The organism is Pseudomonas sp. URIL14HWK12:I12, assembly GCF_003097135.1.
Taxonomy (GTDB): Bacteria; Pseudomonadota; Gammaproteobacteria; order Pseudomonadales; family Pseudomonadaceae; genus Aquipseudomonas.
The window spans coordinates 819,591-837,935 of the sequence record NZ_QEQL01000001.1 but is presented as its reverse complement, the minus strand read 5'-3'; the positions used below and the strand labels follow the sequence as shown (position 1 = coordinate 837,935).

Below are 18,345 nucleotides of genomic sequence, written 5' to 3'. Positions count from 1 at the left end.
GGGCCTGGAACATGTCGCGGTTCTTCATCGAGCGGCCCAACCTGGCTTGGGTCGTAGCGTTGTTCATCTGCCTGGCTGGCCTGTTGGCGATGCCTCTGATGCCGGTCTCGCAGTATCCCAATGTGGCGCCACCGCAGATCACTATCACCGCCACCTACCCGGGCGCCTCGGCGCAGGTACTGGCCGATACCGTCACCAGTGTGATCGAAGACGAACTCAATGGCGCCCAAGGCCTGTTGTATTTCGAGTCCACCAGCAATGCCAATGGCATAGCCGAGATCGTGGTCACCTTCCAGCCCGGCGTGAGCCCGGAGTTCGCCCAGGTGGACGTGCAAAATCGCCTGAAAAAAGCAGAAGCACGCCTGCCGCAGGCGGTGCTCACTCAAGGCGTGGATGTGGAGCAGACGAGCGCGGGTTTTCTGCTCATCTATGCCCTCAGCTACAAGCAAGGCGCCACTCGGGATGACACGGTGCCATTGGCCGACTATGCCGCCCGCAACGTCAACAACGAGATCCGTCGCCTGCCAGGGGTGGGCAAGCTGCAGTTCTTCGCTGCCGAAGCGGCCATGCGCGTATGGGTCGACCCCCAGGCATTGATCGGCTATGGGCTGTCCATCGGCGATGTGAGCGCTGCCATTGCCGCGCAGAATATCCAGGTGCCGGCCGGCTCTTTTGGCTCCGCACCTGCTGCCGGGAATCAGGAGCTGACTGCCACGCTGGCGGTGCAGGGCACGCTCCAGACGCCAGAGGCGTTCGGCGCGATACTCTTGCGGGCCAACCCCGACGGCTCTGTGGTGCGCTTGAGCGACGTGGCGCGCATTGCCTTGGGTAGCCAGGATTACAACTTTGCCAGCCGCCTCAACGGCAAGCCGGCAGTGGGTGCTGCGGTGCAGCTGGCCCCTGGCGCCAACGCACTGGCCACCGCCGAAGCCGTCCGCGAGCGTTTCAACGAACTGTCGGTGAATTTCCCCAACGACATCGAATGGTCGGTGCCCTACGACACCTCGCTGTTCGTCGACGTGGCCATTGGCAAGGTGCTGCAAACCCTGGCCGAAGCCATGCTGCTGGTGTTTCTGGTCATGCTGCTGTTTCTTCAGAACATTCGCTACACATTGATCCCCAGCATCGTGGTGCCGGTGTGCCTGCTCGGCACGCTTGGGGTGATGTACACGCTCGGATTCTCAGTGAATATGCTGACCATGTTCGGCATGGTACTGGCGATCGGCATCCTGGTAGACGACGCCATCGTGGTGGTGGAAAACGTCGAGCGGCTGATGGCCGAAGAGGGGTTGCCGCCCGCCCAGGCAACGATCAAGGCGATGGCGCAGGTGTCCGGGGCGATCGTCGGTATCACCCTGGTGCTGGCGGCGGTGTTCCTGCCGCTGGCGTTCATGAGTGGTTCAGTGGGGGTCATCTACCGCCAGTTCTCACTCTCGCTTGCCGTCTCGATCCTGTTTTCAGGCTTTCTGGCACTCACTTTCACGCCGGCCTTGTGCGCCACCCTGCTCAAGCCAGTGGCCGAGGGGCATGGGCAAAAGCGCGGCTTTTTCGGTGCGTTCAACCGTGGCTTCGCTCGCCTGACCGAACGTTATAGCCAGCTCAACAATGCGCTGGTAAGGCGTACGGGCCGCCTGATGCTGATGTATGGCGTAATGCTGGGGCTGTTGGGGTTTATGTACTTGCGTTTGCCGGAATCCTTCGTGCCCGTTGAAGATCAGGGCTACCTGATCGTAGACGTGCAACTGCCACCGAATGCAACGTTGCAGCGAACCCTGGCCACCGGCGAGCAACTCGAGGGGTTCCTCGCTGACCAGCCTGCCGTGCAGAACACGTTTCTGATCCTGGGGTTCAGCTTCTCGGGCATGGGCGAGAACGCTGCGCTGGGGTTTCCAACCCTCACCGATTGGTCCAAGCGTGGCGCCGATTCATCCGCCCAGGCCCTGGGCGATGCGGTAAACGGGCACTTTGCCGGCCACGGCGACGGTAGCATGACGGCCGTGACACCGCCGCCGATCGATGGGCTCGGCAATTCCGGTGGCTTCGCGCTGCGCCTGCAAGACCGAGCAGGTCTCGGCCGAGCGGCCTTGCTGGCAGCCCGTGATCAAGTGCTGGGGGCAGTGGCCAGTAACCCGGTATTCCTCTACGCAATGATGGAAGGCCTGGCCGATGCACCCCAATTGAGGTTGGTGATCGACCGCGATAAAGCGCGCACCCTGGGCGTGGGTTTCGATACCTTGAGCAGCGCGCTGTCTACCGCCTTCGGTTCAGCGGTGGTCAATGACTACACCAATGGCGGGCGCCAACAGCGAGTGGTGGTGCAGGCTGCACCGAATGCACGAATGACACCCGAGAGCGTAATGGCGCTGTATGTACCCAACACGCAGGGCGAGCTGGTGCCGTTGCGTGCGTTCGTCGACACGCACTGGGAGAGCGGCCCGGTGCAGGTGGCGCGCTACAACGGCTACCCCAGTATCCGCATCACCGGCGACGCTGCACCGGGCGTAAGCAGCGGGGCCGCCATGGCGGAGATGGAGAAGATCCTCGCCCACCTGCCGCCGGGCATCAGCTATGAATGGACTGGCCTTTCCTATCAGGAGCGCATCGCCAGCGGCCAAGCTGCGCAATTGTTCGTCCTGGCTATCCTGGTGGTGTTTTTGCTGCTGGTGGCGCTTTACGAAAGTTGGGCGGTGCCGCTCTCGGTCATGCTGATCGTGCCGGTGGGCGCGCTGGGTGCCGTACTGGCGCTTACGGTGGCCGGCTTGCCCAACGATGTGTACTTCAAAGTCGGGCTGATCACCATCATTGGCCTGGCGGCCAAGAACGCGATCCTGATCGTTGAGTTCGCCAAGGCATTGCACGCCGAGGGGCGCAGCCTTCGCGACGCCGCAGTGATGGCAGCACGTTTGCGCTTCAGGCCAATCGTCATGACGTCCGTGGCGTTCATGCTGGGTGTGTTGCCGTTGGTCATGGCCACGGGGGCCGGGGCTGCCAGCCAACGAGCGATCGGCACCGGCGTGATCGGCGGCATGCTCAGTGCCACCCTGCTAGGGGTGCTGCTGGTGCCGGTATTTTTCGTGGCCGTGCTGGGGTGGGTGCGCAGGCCGCGTTGAGCATGAGGCCCTGGCGACGCCTGCCGTCGGTCCTAATGTGCCAGGCCATGCCCTACATCGCTGGCGTGAATGGCCTAGAGCCACTACGCTGTTGGGATCCATCTGCCACGGAGGCCCTGAATGCCTGATCACCCGCCGCCCACGCGGCTGACCCTAGACCTGCCCAGCACTCATTCCCTCAGCGAGTTGCTCAACAGCCTCAAGCAGGCGCTGCGCGAGGATAGCTATCCGGTGGCGACACCGCGAATGTGCGAGCTTGCCCGAGAGGTCGTGAGTATCCGCCACGAGGACTCCTTCGGCTCACACCTGCACCGGGCGTTGGCCCAACCCGATGAGCCCGTGCACCCGCTGTGCATGCTAGCGCTGTACGAAGACTTATTGCCCCGGGTGGGTCGAGAGGTAGGCCTGCACGCAGGCGGCCCACCGCACCGCTGGTTACCCAGCGACATGCCCCGCACGCGCATGATCGCGCGCTGTTGGCAGGCTTACGCCAACGCGGTGCTCGACGAAATGAGCCAGGCCCTGCGCCGTAGCCCCGCCCCGTCAATTGATGCTTGAGGCAGCCAACTACCCATCGCAGCGCCACTCGCGTACCCGCTAGGCGGTTGTTTAGCCCTGGGGAGGGAATCTGTGCCTTCGCAGGCCCCAGGGCCCGTATCACGATTCTTTCCTGCTACGGTTCGCCTCATTTCGCTTTGCCAACGTGGGCTCAGATGAGCGCCAAGGGCCCAAAACCCGCGAGCGCACACGCTTGATGGGCGAAGGCTTACAGCACGACGCAGCGATCGCCTCTAGGGCGGCCGCTCGATGAGGCTTAGTCTATAACTATCCAACGACGCCACGGAACAGGCGTCGACGGTCAAGGATGATCGACCATGGGCCTGGGAGGCCGATGACAGGAGTTGCATGGCTTGGACACAGAACCCGCTTCGGCGGGTTTTTTTATGCGTACAGCGTTAAGCTTGCACCCGGTTATCCATAACACTAAAGACCGTGAGCCTGACCATGACCACTCCTCCTTTATCCCATGCTCCGCTTGCCCGCCGCTACCACAGGCTTTCCATAACATTACATTGGCTGACAGTGCTGCTGTTCATCGGCGTTTATGCCTGCATCGAGCTCAAAGGCTATGTACCCAAGGGCCAGCCGTTGCGCGCTGCGCTGGTAGGAGGGCACGGTATTCTCGGCACAACGATCTTGCTGTTGGTAGCACTGCGCCTGATCGCGCGGCTGCGTTACCCGGCCCCACCTATTGAGCCGCAGCCCCCCCGCTGGCAAACGGGCCTGGCGCATGCCACCCATAGCCTGCTTTATCTGCTGATGATCGTAACGCCTATTCTGGCGTGGCTGATGCTGGCTATTGCCGGCAAGCCTTTTCCATGGCTGGGCTTTGAGATCCCTCTGCCAGTGACGATCGATGAAGGGCTGGCCAAGCGAATCAAGGCGGTTCACGAGTGGATCGGCAATGCAGGCTATTGGCTGATCGGTGTGCATGCGCTGGCCGGGCTGTTCCACCATTACATCGTGCGCGACAACACCCTTCGCCGCATGCTGCGCGGTTGACCAACGCCTGGGTGGCGCTTAGAGTGGCGCCGGGGCGTGCGCCACGCCCGCGGTCCGCGCAAAGGGTTGCCCGAGGCGTGTTTCGACTCTTCACTCACCAGCTCCCGGCTAGTGGCGGGCCCAGCCATCTCAGGAGTTGGCATGCCCACATCCCCTTCTTCGCGCCATCACGGCCGCCTTGAAATCGCGTTTCTGCGTAAACAAGCCAAGCGCCTGCTCAAGGCACTCCATTCTGGCCAGGCGCCGGCTGTAGCCCTGCAGCTGGCCGAGCTTGGGATTGCCGGCCCCGCCTATCAACTGGCCGACACCCAGTGGCTGGTCGCCCGAGAGCAGGGGTTTTCCAGCTGGCCGAAGCTCAAGGCGCATGCCGATGCGCTGGACTTTGCAGCGCGCAATCCCCAAGCCAGAGAGGGCGATAGCGCTCAGGTCACGCACTGGCGCTGCGGCAACGATATTCAGCATTCGCTCAAGGTCGCCGGCTTCAAGGGAGGTTTCCAGATGCTCAGCGACCCGCTGGCCATGGGCCCTGTGCCGGCGCTGGCGCCTGAGGCCTTGCTGGCGGAGCGTGCCAAGTTCATTACGCGGGCTTTCAACCTGCAGCCGGCTGACGCCGCTGCTCGGCTCGCCCACGAATATGGAGCGCTCTGGGCTATCGACGCTAGCAGCGAGGTGGTGCTGTGGTGCGAAGCCGATGCCTATGATCAGCTGTTCCTGATTCGCGTGCTCGCGGGGCTGGGAACGCTGCCGCGCAGGCTGGAATTGGTCGAGGCCGCCAGCGTGCCGGGCGTCGAGCGCTTCATAGGGGTTGGCCAGCTGGCTCCGGATGTACTTGCCTGGCTCTGGCCGCAACGGCGCGCATTGGGCGAGCCTGCGCGGGTGGTGGCGAAGCAGGCCTGGGCTGCCTACTGTGCGCCGGCTCCGCAGGCTTGGGCGCGGCTGGCCGCGTCGCCGACACCGGCACTGCCGTTGTTGGGGCCGGCCATGGCTCGCCAGCTTCAGGAACTGCCGGGTGAAGCCGACGGGTTGAGCCTGACCGAACGGCTCACCCTGCAGTATCTGGCCCGCCGGGGGCCAATGGCGGCAGGGCAGGTGTTTGCCTGGTTGATGGAGCAGGGCGACCCGTTGCCATGGCTGGGCGACATGATGTTCGAGGCCCTCTCGCGCCAGTGGGTCCGGGGCACCACGCCGTTGTTGCTGGAAACGCCCGGCCCTGTCTGGGCGCAGCGGCAGTGGCGCCTGGCCCCTTTGGCAGAGCGCATATTGGCCGGCCAGGCTCACTGGCTGGACCACGTTCAGGCCGAGCGCTGGGTCGGTGGCGTTCGGCTGGCGCCGGGCCAGCCCTGCTGGGTCGTCAGCCCGGAGGGAGCAGTTCGGCTGCGCTGTTGAGGCCGGCGCCGGTCAATAGCTCGGCGGGCAGTGCAGGGCTGAAATAGTGCCCTTGTGCTTCGTCGCACCCCAGGCGCTGCAGGCTGGCTTGTTGCTCGGCGGTTTCAACACCCTTGGCCGTTACACTCAAGCTCAGCTCACCGGCCAGTTGAACGGTAGCGCGCACGATGGCCTGGTCGGCGCCGGGCGTGTGGATCGCCTGCATGAAACGACGCGCAAGGGTCAGCCGTTCGAACAGACCGTCACGCAGCCAGCCCAGGCCCGCCGCGCCACTGCCAAAGTCATCCAGGCTCAGGCACACGCCGAGCGCCTTGAGCTCATGCAGGGTTGGCAGCACCGCATCGCTCATCAATACGTGCTCACCGATTTCCAGCACCAGCCGTTGCGGCGGCAGGCCACTGCCAGCCAGTGCATCGCTCACCGCCTGGAGCAGACGATCCGGTTCGCCAAACTGCCCTGGCGACAGGTTGACTACCAGTACCGTGCCCGCCGGCCAGCAGGTGGCCTGCATGCAGCTTTGCGCCAGCACCCAGCGCCCGAGCGGGCGGATCAGGCCGCAGTCCTCGGCAATGTCGAGAAAGGCTTCAGGTAGCAACAATCCGCGTTGTGGATGCTGCCAGCGCAGCAACGCCTCGAAGCCACTGAGGCGGCCGCTGGCCAGTGCATAACGGGGCTGATAGTGCAGGCGCAGTTCGCTTTGGGCCATGGCCTGACGCAACGCCTGCTCGAGGTTCTGGCGCGCGAGCAGGCGGCCATTCATGGCCTCGGTATAGAATCGCCAGGTGCTGCGGCCCGCTGCTTTGGCCTGGTACAGCGCAATGTCGGCCACCCGCAGCAGCTCTTCGGCGGTCGTGGCATTCGCCGGGGCGAGCGCAACGCCGATGCTGGTGCCCAGAAACACCGTGTGCTCGCCTAGCTGAAGCGGTTGGCAGATCGCTTCCACCAGCCGCTGGCAAAGCGCCTCGATGGCGCGGGTGTCACTCAGGCCGGGCAGGGCGATGATGAATTCGTCGCCCCCGACGCGCGCTACCAGGTCAGGTTCGCGCAGCTGCCGGGGCAGGCGCTGTGCGATCGCTTGCAGCACCTGGTCGCCTACGCCATGGCCGTAGGTATCGTTCACTGGTTTGAAACGGTCCAGGTCCAGGCTCAGTAATGCCAGTGGGCCTTGTAGCCATTGCTCGAGGCGTTGATGCAGGTGATGGCGATTAGGCAGGCCAGTAAGGCTGTCGTGCAGCGACAGGTGCCGAACCTCGGCCTGGGCCTGCACCTCCTCGGTAATATCAGTGGCAGTGCCGCGGTGGCCCTGGTCTCCCTCGATGGCGCGTGCGGTGATCCGGCACACGCGGGCATGGCCGCGCTGGTCCTGATAGTTGCACACCAGCGTACCCCCCCGGTTGGCGGCGAGCCAGGGGGCTAGCGGCTGGCCCTCCGGCTGCAGCAGCTGCGCCAGAGGCTGGCCTAACCAGTACTGCGGAGCGGCGCCGGTCACCTGCGTGAAACGTTCGGAAAGGTAGGTTAAACGGCCGAGCTGGTCAGTTTCCCACAACCAGTCGGAGGAGCCTTCGGCCATGTCGCGAAAACGCTGTTCGCTGTGGCTCAGGTCGGCCTGGCTCACCAGCAGCGCGTTGAATTGCGCATCCAGCTCCCGAGCCGACGCCAGCGCGTAATGCAGCAATGCGCCCAGCACGACCAATAGCGCGAGCACGCCGGCGATGAACATCGGTAAGGTCTGGTTCAGCAGGTCTAGCCCCGGCTGCGGGGCCTTCCAGTTGATCCACTGTGCCGAACCGAGCAAGGGAATGGCCTGCAGGCCCGGCATGGGTTGATCGCTTAGCGTGATGTCAGGCAGGCCGTAGGTCTGGCTCATGGTGCGCAGCTTGTGGCTGTCGAGCAGGCTGACGAACAGCAGGATCGAATCCGGCCCGGGCACTTTGGGAACGTCGGTGGCCCCGGTACTGATGGTTGCGGCAGCGACCAGGGCAGGAATGCCCCCGACCTTGAGCACCCCGACCACGCCGCTCTCATTGCTGTCGTGGGCTCGAGCGTCGGCGAGCAAGCGCGCAAGGTCGCCCCGCAGCCATCGCTGCGCCTGCACCTGCGCCGGTACCCCTTCGATCACGGAGTAGACGGTCTGGTCTTGGGCGTCGGTGACGAATACACCGTCATAGCCGTACAGCTCGAAGGGCACCGAGCCCACGTTGCGCTGGTCGTCTGCCCAATGCCGGTCCACGTTCACGTGCAGGTGAAGATAGGCTTCACCCCATTTGGCGTAGTTGACGATATTGCGGCTGATTTCCGAGCTGGCTTGGTGCAGGGTACGGTCGATGTAAATCGCTGAACGCCTCTGCACATCGGCGTCTTGGCGCAGTGCGCTACTCACCAGCAGGTAACCACCCAGCCCGATAAGCGCCAGCAGCGCGGCAATCGCCGGCAGCAACCGCAGCAGCAGCTGGCGACTGCGTACGGCTGCGCGGGCTGGGGAACGTAGGGGCATAGGCGCGGTGTCGCAATTAATGGCGTATCGCTATCTTACGCGCCGTTTTGCGGGGCCGCCAGCGGGCCGGTCAGGTCGTGGCGCAAGCATTGGCCGGCTGCCAGGCCGACCGCGGCAACAGGCTGGCCAGGCCCAGCGCTGCCATGGCGGCGCCCACCCATAAAGGGCCTTGAAGGCCCAACCCGGCGTTAATGGCCTCGCCCCCCGCCCAGCTGCCGAATGCAAGCCCTGCGGTGATGACCGAGCTGTGCAGGGTGTTGACCAGCGCCCCCGGCTCGGCAGCGCGCATCACCCGTGCGACCATGGCCGGGTTCAGCGCAACGCCGGTCAGGCCTAGGCCGATGAAGCAGGCCAGCCCCAGCACCGGCACGCCCGAGCTTAGGGCAATGCCGGCAAGCAGCACCACCATCATTACCAGCCCCCCGGCCTGCGCGGCGCGCGTGTGGCGATCGGCGATGCGCCCGACGAGCGTATTTCCAATGACGTTCGCGACGCCATACAGCGCCAGCAAGGGGGCAACGTGCGCGGGGGCCACGTGCAGTAGCTGGACCAGAATGGGGGTGCAGTAGCTGAACGCGGCGAAGGTTGCGCCGATGATGAGCCCGCTGGTGACGTACGCCCCCCAGAGCGGGCGATTACGGAGGCTGGCCCATTCACGGCGCAGGTCAGGTGTGGCGTCGTTGTGCTCCGCCGGCAGGCGCCAGGCAGCCAACACCGTGCACAGCAGGGCCAGGCCCACCACCAGCCAGGCACTGGCGCGCCAGCCATGGTGTTGCTCCACCCAGGTGGTCAATGGAACGCCGGCCACCGGAGAGAGCATCAGCCCGGCAAGCACGACAGCCACCGCCTGGCCGCGCACCTGCGAAGCCACCAAGCCCGCGCAAATGGTCATGCACAGGCCGATGCAGGCGGCACTGGCAATCCCCATCACGATGCGCGCTAGCGCAAGTACCTCATAACTCTGCGCGACGGCAGCCAGCACGCCGGCGGCAACGTACAACGCCAGCAAGCCGACCAGCGCGGTCTTGTTGCCTACTCGCAGCGCCAGCAACGCTATTGTCATGGGCGGGCCGCCCAGGCACATGCCCAGCGCGTAATAGGCGATCAGGTTACCCACTTGCGCCAGGCTTACCGAAAAAGCTTCGGCCAGCGCCGGCATCATGCCGGCGACCATGAATTCGGCGGTTACCAGAGAAAAGATGGTCAGGCTTAGCAGGTAGACCGTGGGTGGAAGTGTGGGGCGGTGCGGCATCGGGCGGCTCGTGTGGCGAGAAAAACCGCCCACCCTACGTGAATGCTGACGGAACGGTCAAATTTGGCTGCGCAAAATAAACCATTGGGCGCTACTTAGAACACTCCGAGCTCAACGCTTGGCCGGGGGATCGTCAAGCACGATCGCGATGATCGCCAGAAGCTGGGCCACTTAAAAACTGAACCGCGCCACCACTCCATTCAGATTCACCGCCAGCCGCGACAACTCCGCACTGGCTTCTGCCGTCTGGGTCGCCGCCGAAGCACTGTGCCCGGCCAAGTCCTTGATGCTCACAAGGTTGTGATCCACCGAGCGGGCAACCTGCGCCTGCTGTTCGGAGGCCGAAGCGATCACCAGGTTCTTCTCGCTGATCTCGCCGATGGCGTCGGTAATGCGGTGGATCGCTTCGCCGGCTTCCTCCGCTACCCGGAGGGTCTTCCCGGCTTCGCTGCTGCTCAGGGCCATCGCCTGAACGGCCTGCTGCGAACCCAAGCGGATGCCGTCGATCATTTTTTCGATGTCCTGGGTCGAGCTCTGGGTCCGATGGGCCAAGGCCCGCACCTCGTCGGCTACCACCGCGAAGCCCCGGCCCTGCTCGCCCGCGCGGGCTGCTTCGATAGCTGCGTTGAGCGCCAGCAGGTTGGTCTGGTCGGCGATCCCGCGGATCACTTCCAGCACCTGGCTGATGCTTTGGGTCTGGTTGGCAAGCTGGCTGACCTGATCACTGGTGCTGGCCACGGAGTCTGACAACCGGGTGATGGAAGAGAGGGTCTGCACCACGCGCTCCCGGCCTTGGGCTGCGGATTGTTGCGACGCCTGGGTAGCCTGGGCGGCGAACGTGGCGTTGCGGGCCACTTCCTCGACCGCGGTGGTCATCTGCGTCACTGCAGTCGCGGCCAATTCGGTTTCCTGGCCTTGGCGGGCGATGCCCTGACGCGCCTGTTGGGTAATCTGCGCCAGCTCTTCTGCGGCAGCGGCCAATTGAACGGCCGAATCGGTGACCAACTGCAGCGTCGAGCGCAGGTTGTTCTGCATGGATTCGGTCGCGCTTTGCAGCTCGGTGATTTCATCCGCGCCGCTGACCTCCACGCTGCTCCCCAACCGCCCTTGGGCGATTTCACGTGTCACACCCATCAACTTTTGCACCGGCAGCACAACACTGCGGGTGAACAGCATGGCTACGAGCAACGTCATGGCAATGGCCAGGCCTATGATTGCAAAGGTGGCTACCAGCCCCTGCTGGTAGTGCTCCTGAGCGCTGGTATAGGCCGTTTGTGCACTGGTGTTATTCAGGGCCACTAGGGCTTCCACGTCTGCTTGGGCGGCGCTGGCCAGCGGTACCGTAACGCTGTTGACGTAGGCCACCAACTGCTCGGCCGGCACGTTCATGGCCAGGATCGCCTTGAGCGCGTCCAGGTAGGCGCCAGTGCTGCGCTTCAGGTTTTCGTACAGCTGCGCTTCGTTTGCACTGGACACATCGGCTTCGTACGCAGCCAGATTTTTTTGCAGTGCGTCGCGGCTTGCCCCGAGCTGGCTACGCAAGGTCGCCTTGTCATCTTCGGTAACGTAGTGCAGCAGCGCCAGGCGCAAGCGCAGGGTGTCGGCTTCGATCACATCGGCCTGGCGCACGCTCGGCAACCAGTCGGTGCCCAGTTCGCTCGCGGCGTGGTTGAGGTCGCTCATCTTTGATAGCGCGTTCACACTCAGCAAGATCAGCAGCAGGCAGATCAGGCCGAAACTCAACGCAGCGCGAGTTTTAAGGCGCAGGGTACGTAACATAACGATGTTCCTTGACACGGATGGGGAGAAGGGCCCGACTCCATGTCAAGTTGCCACTATTAGCCGCTAAAGGACGTTGGCGGGCAACTCGTGTGTTGTACCGTTCATCCGAAGATCGGCGGCGCTTCAGGCAACCTACACACGGCCGATACAGTTCACCCCTTCACTCGCCGTGGCTTCGACACCGCCAGTACGTTGAATGCCTGCGGATTACCGAGGCGTACCCGCTCAGCGCATGAAATGTACCGTCCCTTCATCGTCATTGCCGGTATAGATCCCGAATACCCCTCGCTGGCGCTCTTCGATGTAGCGCTCAAGGATCTGCCGAATGGCCGGGTAGTAGATGTTGCCCCAGGGGATCTCGTCAGGCGCGAAGAAGCGCCGATCCAGCGATTCCTCCCCCCAGTGTTCGTCCATGCTCAGCAAGGTGGCACGAAACAGGATATACACCTCACTGATGCGCGGCACACTGAACAGTGAGTAAGGCGCGATCAATTGAGCGCGCACTCCAGCTTCCTCGAAGGTTTCACGCAGGGCCGCCTGCTCGGTGGTTTCGCCGGCCTCCATGAAACCGGCCGGCAACGTCCAAGTGCCTGGGCGCGGAGCGATGGCACGCTGGCAGAGCAGGTAACGGCCATCGTGCTCGACGATACAGCCTGCAATGATCTTGGGGTTGAGGTAGTGCACGTAGCCGCACCCCGGGCAATGCAGCCGCCGATGGGTGTCGCCGGCGGGGATACCCTCGGCCAGTTGGGGGTTGCCGCACTGCGGGCAGTAGCGCGGCGCGGGCATGTTCAGCGGCCTACGCCGGGTTCGGCCAGAGCGATGGGCGAGAGCAGCTCCCGCACTTCGCTGCCTTCCTGCTGCTGGCGCAGGTAGTCCAGCGCTACCTTGGCCGCCGCTCGTACGTGGTCGACCGACGCCTGATGCGCGGCCATTGCATCGCCGCTCTTGATCGCTTCCACGATGCGTTCCATCTCCGCGTTGGAGGCACCGCGGCGGTTCTTCTGTGACACCGAGGTGGCGCGCAGGTAACTGATGCGTGCCTGCAACTGGCGCAGTTGAGTGGCGGCGGCGAGGTTGCCGCAACCTTCGAGCAGGACGTCGTAGAAACCCTGCACCGAATCCAGTACCTGAGGAAGCTCGGCTTGCTCCAGGGCCTGGCGGTTGACCTCCAGCGCTTTTTCCAAGGCACGGATGTCCTTGGCCTTCGCGCGCAAAGTGAACAATTGCACGATCAGCCCTTCGAGCACTGCTCGCAGCTCGTAGAGGTCGCAGGCGTCTGCAAGGGTGATGATCGCGACACGCGGGCCCTTGGCGTCGGCGAATTCCACCAGCCCTTCGGACTCCAGGTGGCGCAATGCTTCTCGCACGGAGGTGCGGCTTACCCCGAGGCGGTCGCACAGGTCGCGTTCGACCAGGCGGTCGCCCGGCAGCAACTGGAAGTTGAGAATGGCGCTGCGAAGCTTGTCGAGCACGATTTCCCGCAGGGTGACGGGGGTACGGTTGACCTTGAAGCTGTCGTCGAGGGGCAGGCGTTTCATCGAGTGCTCTTGAATAAGGGGCTTACTGGCAAACCTTGGCGCGGTGGGCATCCGATGGGGAGGCGGTGGAAGAGCGGCTGTGCCGCATGGCGCTCATGCGTTGGAGCGATAAGCGCAGCTGTTCGTCCACCCTCCCATCCAACACGCAGGCAAGCCAAACATGCTGCGTATCTTTCCATTGCTGCGCGCCAAGCTCAACAGCGGGTTGTCAATAGAACGCCGGCAGCGCCCCCATCTTGCCCTTGTGGTAGATCATCGGCACCACGGGCTCTTGCGGCAGAATCAGGTTCTGCACCTCGCCGACGATGATCGCGTGGTCACCGCCTTCGTACTCGCGCCACAGGGTGCACTCGATGATCGCCGTCGCGCCCTTGAGCAGGGGGTTGCCCAGCGCGCTGAGCTCCCATTCGTGCAGGCGGGCTTTTTCCTTATCCTTGCTGGCGAACGCGAAAGCGTGCGGTTGCATCTCGCCGGCCAGCAGATGAATGGCGAATTGTTTGTTCTTGACCAGCAACGGGTAGGTGTTGCTGGTGTAGTTGGGGCAGAACAGCACCAGGGCAGGGTCCAGCGACAGCGCACTGAAGGCGCTGGCGGTGATGCCGACGATCTGCTGGTCTGCGTCCAGGGTAGTGACCACGGTCACACCCGAGGGGAACGATGCCATCACTTCTTTGTAGGTATTCGGGTCGATCATGATCATTAACTCCAGGTTCAGCGCATGACGAACGGGTCGGGCATGGGCGCGGTGGACAGGTTGATCCACACGGTCTTCTGCTCGGTGTACGCCAGCACTGACTCAATGCCGCTCTCACGGCCATAGCCGCTGTTCTTGAAACCGCCGATCGGTGCCATGGCTGACACCGCGCGGTAGGTGTTGACCCAGATGATTCCGGACCGTACGTCGCGCGCCAGGCGGTGAGCACGGCCCAGGTCGCGTGTCCAGATGCCTGCCGCCAGCCCGAATTGCGAGTCGTTGGCCAAGGCCAGGGCTTCTTCTTCGGTGTCGAAGGGTATCACCGAGGCGACCGGGCCGAAGACTTCTTCCTGCATGATGGTCATCGAATGGCGATCGCACTCGAAAAGGGTAGGTTCATAGAACCACCCGTCGCTGCCGGTTTGCGCGCGCTTGCCGCCCAAGCGCAGGGTTGCGCCTTCGGCCAGCGCGGCGGCCACCAGGCGTTCGACCACCTCCAGTTGCTGCGCGGTGGCCATCGGGCCCATCTCGCTGTCGTCGGCCTGCGGGCTGCCGATGCGGATGCGTTTGGCACGCTCGATCAGTTTTTCGATGAAGCCCTGATAGATCGAGCGCTGCACCAGCAAGCGCGAACCCGCCACGCAGCTTTGCCCGGAGGCTGCATAGATGCCGGCGACCACACCATTGATCGCGCTGTCCAGGTCTGCGTCTTCGAAAATGATGTTGGGCGACTTGCCGCCCAGTTCCAGCGACAGCTTTGCAAAGTTATCGGCGGTGCCGCGCACAACATGGCGAGCAGTTGCCGCCCCCCCGGTGAATGCCACCTTGCGCACCAGCGGGTGGCGCACCAACGCAGCACCGGTGCTGGGGCCGAAGCCGGTTACCACGTTAACCACGCCAGGCGCAATGCCCGCTTCCAGTGCCAGGCGCGCCAGCTCCAGCAGCGTGGCCGAAGCATGTTCACTGGGCTTGAGCACGATAGTGTTGCCGGCGGCCAAGGCGGGGGCCAGCTTGATCGCGGTAAGGTACAGCGGGCTGTTCCAGGGAATGATACCGGCCACCACGCCCAGCGGCTCGTGGGTGGTGTAGGCGAACAGGTCAGGCTTGTCGAGCGGCAGGGTGCCGCCTTCGAGTTTGTCGGCAAGGCCTGCGGTGTAATAGAAAAACTCAGGAAGGTAGCCCACCTGGCCGCGGGTTTCGCGAATCAGCTTGCCATTGTCACGGCTTTCAAGCTGGGCCAAGTGCTCTTTGTTTTCGGCGATCAGGTCACCGAGCCGGCGCAGCAGCTTGCCGCGGGCGGTGGCCGTGAGCTTGCGCCAGGCGGGGCTTTCGAACGCGCTTTGAGCAGCTTGCACTGCACGCTCAACGTCCTCTTCGCCAGCGTCAGGCAGGCACGCCCAAGGCGTGGCGGTGGCCGGGTCGAGGCTTTCGAAGGTTCGGCCACTGGCAGCGCTCTGCCATTGGCCGCCGATGCACATCTTGAACTGAGCGAGGCTCATGCAACGTTCCCCTTGGCCTGGTGCTCCAGGCGGTTTGCATTGACGAGGAAAGGCAGCAGCATCTGGTTGACCAGGCGCGGCGATTCCACCGGCATCATATGCCGTTGTTCTTCCAGGATCTGTACCTGCGCACCCGGAATACGGGCCGCCAGCTGGCGGGCCATTTCCGGTGTGGAGCCGGGGTCCAGCTCGCCGGTGGCGACCAGGGTCGGGGCGGCGATACTGCCCAGCTCGTCAGCACGGTACATGTCCTGGGTGGCGAACAGCGCGTAGGTGGTCAGGTAGCCCTGTGGATGATTGCCAGACAGCACTTGGCGGATGGCTTGAATCTGCGCGGCGCTGGCAGCCTGATACTCCAGGCTGAACCAGCGCGCCAAGGCCGCCTCGACGTTGGCGTCCGGGCCGAATTCAGCTACTTGGCGGGTGCGTGCCACCACGCCTTCGCGTTGTTCGGGCGTACGATTGAACACGCTGTTGAGGATCACCATGGCCCCTAACCGCTGGGGGTACTGCAGGGCGAAGGCACGGGCAACCAGGCCGCCCATCGAAAACCCCACTACCGCTGCGCGCTCCAGGCCCAGATGGTCAAGCAGCTCCTGAAGCTGGGCAGCGTACGTTTCAAGGCCTGCATCCTGCGGTGGCAGGGCGCTGTCGCCATGGCCGAGCATGTCGTAGGTGATCACCTGGAACTGGCCGGCCAGGCCTACCACCTGGCCGCCCCACATGTGCTGGTTCAGGCCCACGCCGTGGATCAGCACCACGGCCGGGCCCTGGCCGGCCACCTGATAAGCAGTGCCGGCGGGCGTGCATTGCGCGGTGGCGGCCTTCATTACTGCTGCGCCTTTTCCGCGGCCAGCTCTTCCAGATCGATGTAACGGTTGCCGATGCGCGGGTGCAGGCGGCCACCGTCGGCAGCACCCAACACGATCACGATCTCGTCAGCACGCGGCGAGTCTTCGATCTGCATTTCCAGGGTGATGTAGTGCGAGCGCAGGCCTTCGTCATCCTTATGCATCATCGGGATCTGGATCGACGTGCCTGGGCCACCTCGCTTGTTGGTAAAGCTCAGGTAGCTCTTGGCCTGTACCGCTTCACGGTAATGATTACCGAAGCGCAAGGTATGGATCACTGCTGAGGCATGCTCGATCTCGCCGTCAGCGCCTACTACAGCCGCTTTACCGTAGGCCTGGATGCGCTCGGCGCCGCCGATCGCTGCAGTCAAGCGCTCTACCATCAGCGCGCCCAGTTCGGAGCAGTTGGCCTTGATGACCGGCTTGAGGTCTTCCACGAACCCCTGGCCGACCCACGGGTTCTTGATCACGGCGGCCAGGCCTACCATGGTTACAGGCGTATCGGTGGCTTTGCCAGCTTCGATGAAGGTCTGTTCGGAGTAGGTGACGATCTTGCGGATTTCAAAGCCCACGTGAGTTCCCCTTATTGGAATTCTGGTTGGTGGTGTGTGGTATTACGGTATACCAAGAACCAAAGGTGCACAAGTGACCTCCGTTGTGCATTTTCTGAAGCCGGCCCCGCCAACTGCTTTAATGCAGTGCACAACAATTCCAAAAAGGTTCACCGCCATGCCCGCGACCGCTCAAGAACGGCCTTTGGCCCGCTTCGCCCTGATGTGCTCCAATTTTGCTGAACGTTGGTTTCCCGACGCTTGGGTATTTGCTGCGCTTGCCGTGCTGGTCGTGGCGCTTGGGGCCCTGGCCATGGGCGGCTCGCCAGCCGCCACGGCAGGTGCATTCGGAGGTGGCTTCTGGAGCCTGATCCCGTTTACCTTGCAGATGGCTTTCGTGGTCATTGGCGGTTATGTCGTCGCCAGCTCGCCCCCGGCAGCTGCACTCATTACCCGGCTGGCCCGGCTGCCGCGCAGTGGCCGCAGCGCGGTCGCGTGGGTAGCGCTGGTATCGATGCTCGCTTCGCTGCTGAACTGGGGGCTGTCTTTAGTGTTCGGCGGCTTGCTGGTGAGGGCGCTGGCAGCGCGCGAAGACCTGCGCATGGATTATCGCGCCGCAGGGGCGGCAGCCTACCTGGGCCTGGGGGCGGTGTGGGCTTTGGGGCTATCGTCGTCGGCGGCGCAGTTGCAGGCCAATCCCGGTAGCCTACCGGCGTCCATCGTTGGTATCACGGGCATCATTCCATTCACGCAAACCATTTTTTTGTGGCAGTCGGGTGCGTTGCTGTTGGTGCTGGTGGTGGTTTCCGTAGCTTTGGCATGGGCCACGGCGCCAGGCCCTGACGCCGCGCGTGATGCCCGCGCCTGCGGCGTAACGCCCGGTTTCGAGCCGCCTGCTCCGGCAGCGCGCACCCGGCCCGGTGAATGGCTGGAACACAGCCCGCTGCTGACGCTGGTGTTGGTGGCCCTGGCCGCCGGCTGGCTGTTGCGCGAGTTCAGCAGCAAGCCGGCGATCATCGCCATCTCCGGGCTCAATACCTATAACTTCCTGTTTCTGATGCTTGGGGCTCTGCTGCACTGGCGCCCGCGCAGTTTTCTCGATGCAGTCGCTCGTGCGGTGCCCAGCACCACCGGTGTGCTGATTCAGTTCCCGCTCTATGGCTCGATCGCCGCGATCCTGACCACCGTGAAGGGCAGCGATGGCCAGGCCCTGGCGCATCACATCGCTACGGTGTTCACCCAGGTCGCCAGCCACGACACCTATGCCGTGCTGATGGGTTTGTATTCGGCAGTTCTGGGTTTTTTCATCCCCTCTGGCGGTGGCAAGTGGATCATTGAGGCACCCTACGTGATGCAGGTGGCCCGGGACCTGCAGTACCACATGGGTTGGGCCGTGCAGATCTACAACGCTGCCGAGGCGCTGCCTAACCTGATCAACCCTTTCTATATGCTGCCGCTGCTCGGCGTGCTGGGGTTGCGCGCCAGGGACCTGATCGGTTTCTGCTTCGTGCAGCTGCTTGTACATGCGCCGCTGGTGCTGTTGTTACTCTGGTTGCTGGGCACCACGCTGGAATGGGTGCCACCGGTGCTTCCCGGCGCCCCTGCAGGGGGCTAAGCTGATC

14 protein-coding genes and 1 pseudogene are annotated in these 18,345 nt (G+C 63.7%); 5 read left to right on the top strand and 10 right to left on the bottom strand.

The annotated features are described in order from the left end of the window. The first annotated feature begins 11 nt into the window (after positions 1–11). From F474_RS03960 to F474_RS03945, 4 genes are all read left to right on the top strand, one after another. Complete coding sequence (locus tag F474_RS03960; RefSeq protein ID WP_097083839.1) at positions 12–3,110, top strand: multidrug efflux RND transporter permease subunit; 3,099 nt, start codon at positions 12–14, stop codon at positions 3,108–3,110. 120 nt (positions 3,111–3,230) lie between these two features. Beyond that, positions 3,231–3,668: a hypothetical protein gene (locus tag F474_RS03955; protein ID WP_097083840.1), complete on the top strand. Its 438-nt coding sequence runs from the start codon at positions 3,231–3,233 to the stop codon at positions 3,666–3,668. Positions 3,669–4,115: 447 nt separating this feature from the next. Continuing rightward, positions 4,116–4,673, top strand: coding sequence for a cytochrome b (locus F474_RS03950; RefSeq protein WP_097083841.1), 558 nt, complete (start codon positions 4,116–4,118; stop codon positions 4,671–4,673). A 141-nt stretch (positions 4,674–4,814) separates the two neighbouring features. After that, positions 4,815–6,059: a DUF1835 domain-containing protein gene (locus F474_RS03945; RefSeq protein ID WP_097083842.1), complete on the top strand. Its 1,245-nt coding sequence runs from the start codon at positions 4,815–4,817 to the stop codon at positions 6,057–6,059. Here F474_RS03945 and F474_RS03940 read toward each other — a convergent pair. From F474_RS03940 to F474_RS03900, 10 genes and pseudogenes are all read right to left on the bottom strand, one after another. After that, positions 6,025–8,553 carry an EAL domain-containing protein gene (locus F474_RS03940; RefSeq protein WP_097083843.1) on the bottom strand — a complete coding sequence of 843 codons (2,529 nt, stop codon included), beginning with the start codon at positions 8,551–8,553 and terminating at the stop codon, positions 6,025–6,027. The genes F474_RS03945 and F474_RS03940 overlap by 35 nt on opposite strands. A 70-nt stretch (positions 8,554–8,623) precedes the next feature. Then, complete coding sequence (locus F474_RS03935) at positions 8,624–9,805, bottom strand: MFS transporter (protein ID WP_097083844.1); 1,182 nt, start codon at positions 9,803–9,805, stop codon at positions 8,624–8,626. A 171-nt stretch (positions 9,806–9,976) separates the two neighbouring features. Then, entirely contained in the window at positions 9,977–10,840 is an 864-nt protein-coding gene (locus tag F474_RS23175) for a methyl-accepting chemotaxis protein (protein ID WP_371916122.1), read from the bottom strand. After that, positions 10,835–11,584, bottom strand: a pseudogene (locus F474_RS23170) (MCP four helix bundle domain-containing protein); the annotation flags it as partial. The gene F474_RS23175 and the pseudogene F474_RS23170, both read right to left, overlap by 6 nt. Before the next feature lie 228 nt (positions 11,585–11,812). Beyond that, the gene (locus F474_RS03925) at positions 11,813–12,376 is read right to left on the bottom strand and encodes an NUDIX hydrolase (RefSeq protein WP_097083846.1); all 564 of its coding nucleotides are present in this window, start codon (positions 12,374–12,376) and stop codon (positions 11,813–11,815) included. Between the two features lie 2 nt (positions 12,377–12,378). Continuing rightward, entirely contained in the window at positions 12,379–13,128 is a 750-nt protein-coding gene (locus tag F474_RS03920; protein WP_097083847.1) for a GntR family transcriptional regulator, read from the bottom strand. Positions 13,129–13,336: 208 nt separating this feature from the next. Then, positions 13,337–13,822 (bottom strand): flavin reductase family protein, encoded by a 486-nt coding sequence (locus tag F474_RS03915; RefSeq protein WP_097084282.1) that lies wholly within the window; start codon positions 13,820–13,822, stop codon positions 13,337–13,339. A gap of 17 nt (positions 13,823–13,839) precedes the next feature. Next, positions 13,840–15,321 (bottom strand): aldehyde dehydrogenase, encoded by a 1,482-nt coding sequence (locus tag F474_RS03910; protein ID WP_097083848.1) that lies wholly within the window; start codon positions 15,319–15,321, stop codon positions 13,840–13,842. Then, a complete protein-coding gene (locus F474_RS03905) occupies positions 15,318–16,151 on the bottom strand; it encodes an alpha/beta fold hydrolase (RefSeq protein WP_097083849.1) in 834 nt (277 codons plus the stop codon). The genes F474_RS03910 and F474_RS03905 overlap by 4 nt, the downstream gene beginning before the upstream one ends. Beyond that, entirely contained in the window at positions 16,151–16,744 is a 594-nt protein-coding gene (locus tag F474_RS03900; protein ID WP_097083850.1) for an amino acid synthesis family protein, read from the bottom strand. Before F474_RS03900 ends, F474_RS03905 begins: the two co-directional genes overlap by 1 nt. A 157-nt stretch (positions 16,745–16,901) precedes the next feature. Between F474_RS03900 and F474_RS03895 the strand changes: the two genes are divergently transcribed. Further along, positions 16,902–18,338: a short-chain fatty acid transporter gene (locus F474_RS03895; RefSeq protein WP_097083851.1), complete on the top strand. Its 1,437-nt coding sequence runs from the start codon at positions 16,902–16,904 to the stop codon at positions 18,336–18,338. Positions 18,339–18,345 lie beyond the last annotated feature (7 nt).

Bases quoted from the DNA above. Each gene is read 5' to 3' on its own strand.
- F474_RS03960 (WP_097083839.1), top strand. From the start codon at position 12: ATGTCGCGGTTCTTCATCGAGCGGCCCAACCTGGCTTGGGTCGTAGCG.
- F474_RS03915 (WP_097084282.1), bottom strand. From the start codon at position 13,822: ATGATCGACCCGAATACCTACAAAGAAGTGATGGCATCGTTCCCCTCG.
- F474_RS03955 (WP_097083840.1), top strand. From the start codon at position 3,231: ATGCCTGATCACCCGCCGCCCACGCGGCTGACCCTAGACCTGCCCAGC.
- F474_RS03945 (WP_097083842.1), top strand. From the start codon at position 4,815: ATGCCCACATCCCCTTCTTCGCGCCATCACGGCCGCCTTGAAATCGCG.
- F474_RS23175 (WP_371916122.1), bottom strand. From the start codon at position 10,840: ATGCAGAACAACCTGCGCTCGACGCTGCAGTTGGTCACCGATTCGGCC.
- F474_RS03950 (WP_097083841.1), top strand. From the start codon at position 4,116: ATGACCACTCCTCCTTTATCCCATGCTCCGCTTGCCCGCCGCTACCAC.
- F474_RS03905 (WP_097083849.1), bottom strand. From the start codon at position 16,151: ATGAAGGCCGCCACCGCGCAATGCACGCCCGCCGGCACTGCTTATCAG.
- F474_RS03925 (WP_097083846.1), bottom strand. From the start codon at position 12,376: ATGCCCGCGCCGCGCTACTGCCCGCAGTGCGGCAACCCCCAACTGGCC.
- F474_RS03920 (WP_097083847.1), bottom strand. From the start codon at position 13,128: ATGAAACGCCTGCCCCTCGACGACAGCTTCAAGGTCAACCGTACCCCC.
- F474_RS03910 (WP_097083848.1), bottom strand. From the start codon at position 15,321: ATGAGCCTCGCTCAGTTCAAGATGTGCATCGGCGGCCAATGGCAGAGC.
- F474_RS03940 (WP_097083843.1), bottom strand. From the start codon at position 8,553: ATGCCCCTACGTTCCCCAGCCCGCGCAGCCGTACGCAGTCGCCAGCTG.
- F474_RS03895 (WP_097083851.1), top strand. From the start codon at position 16,902: ATGCCCGCGACCGCTCAAGAACGGCCTTTGGCCCGCTTCGCCCTGATG.
- F474_RS03935 (WP_097083844.1), bottom strand. From the start codon at position 9,805: ATGCCGCACCGCCCCACACTTCCACCCACGGTCTACCTGCTAAGCCTG.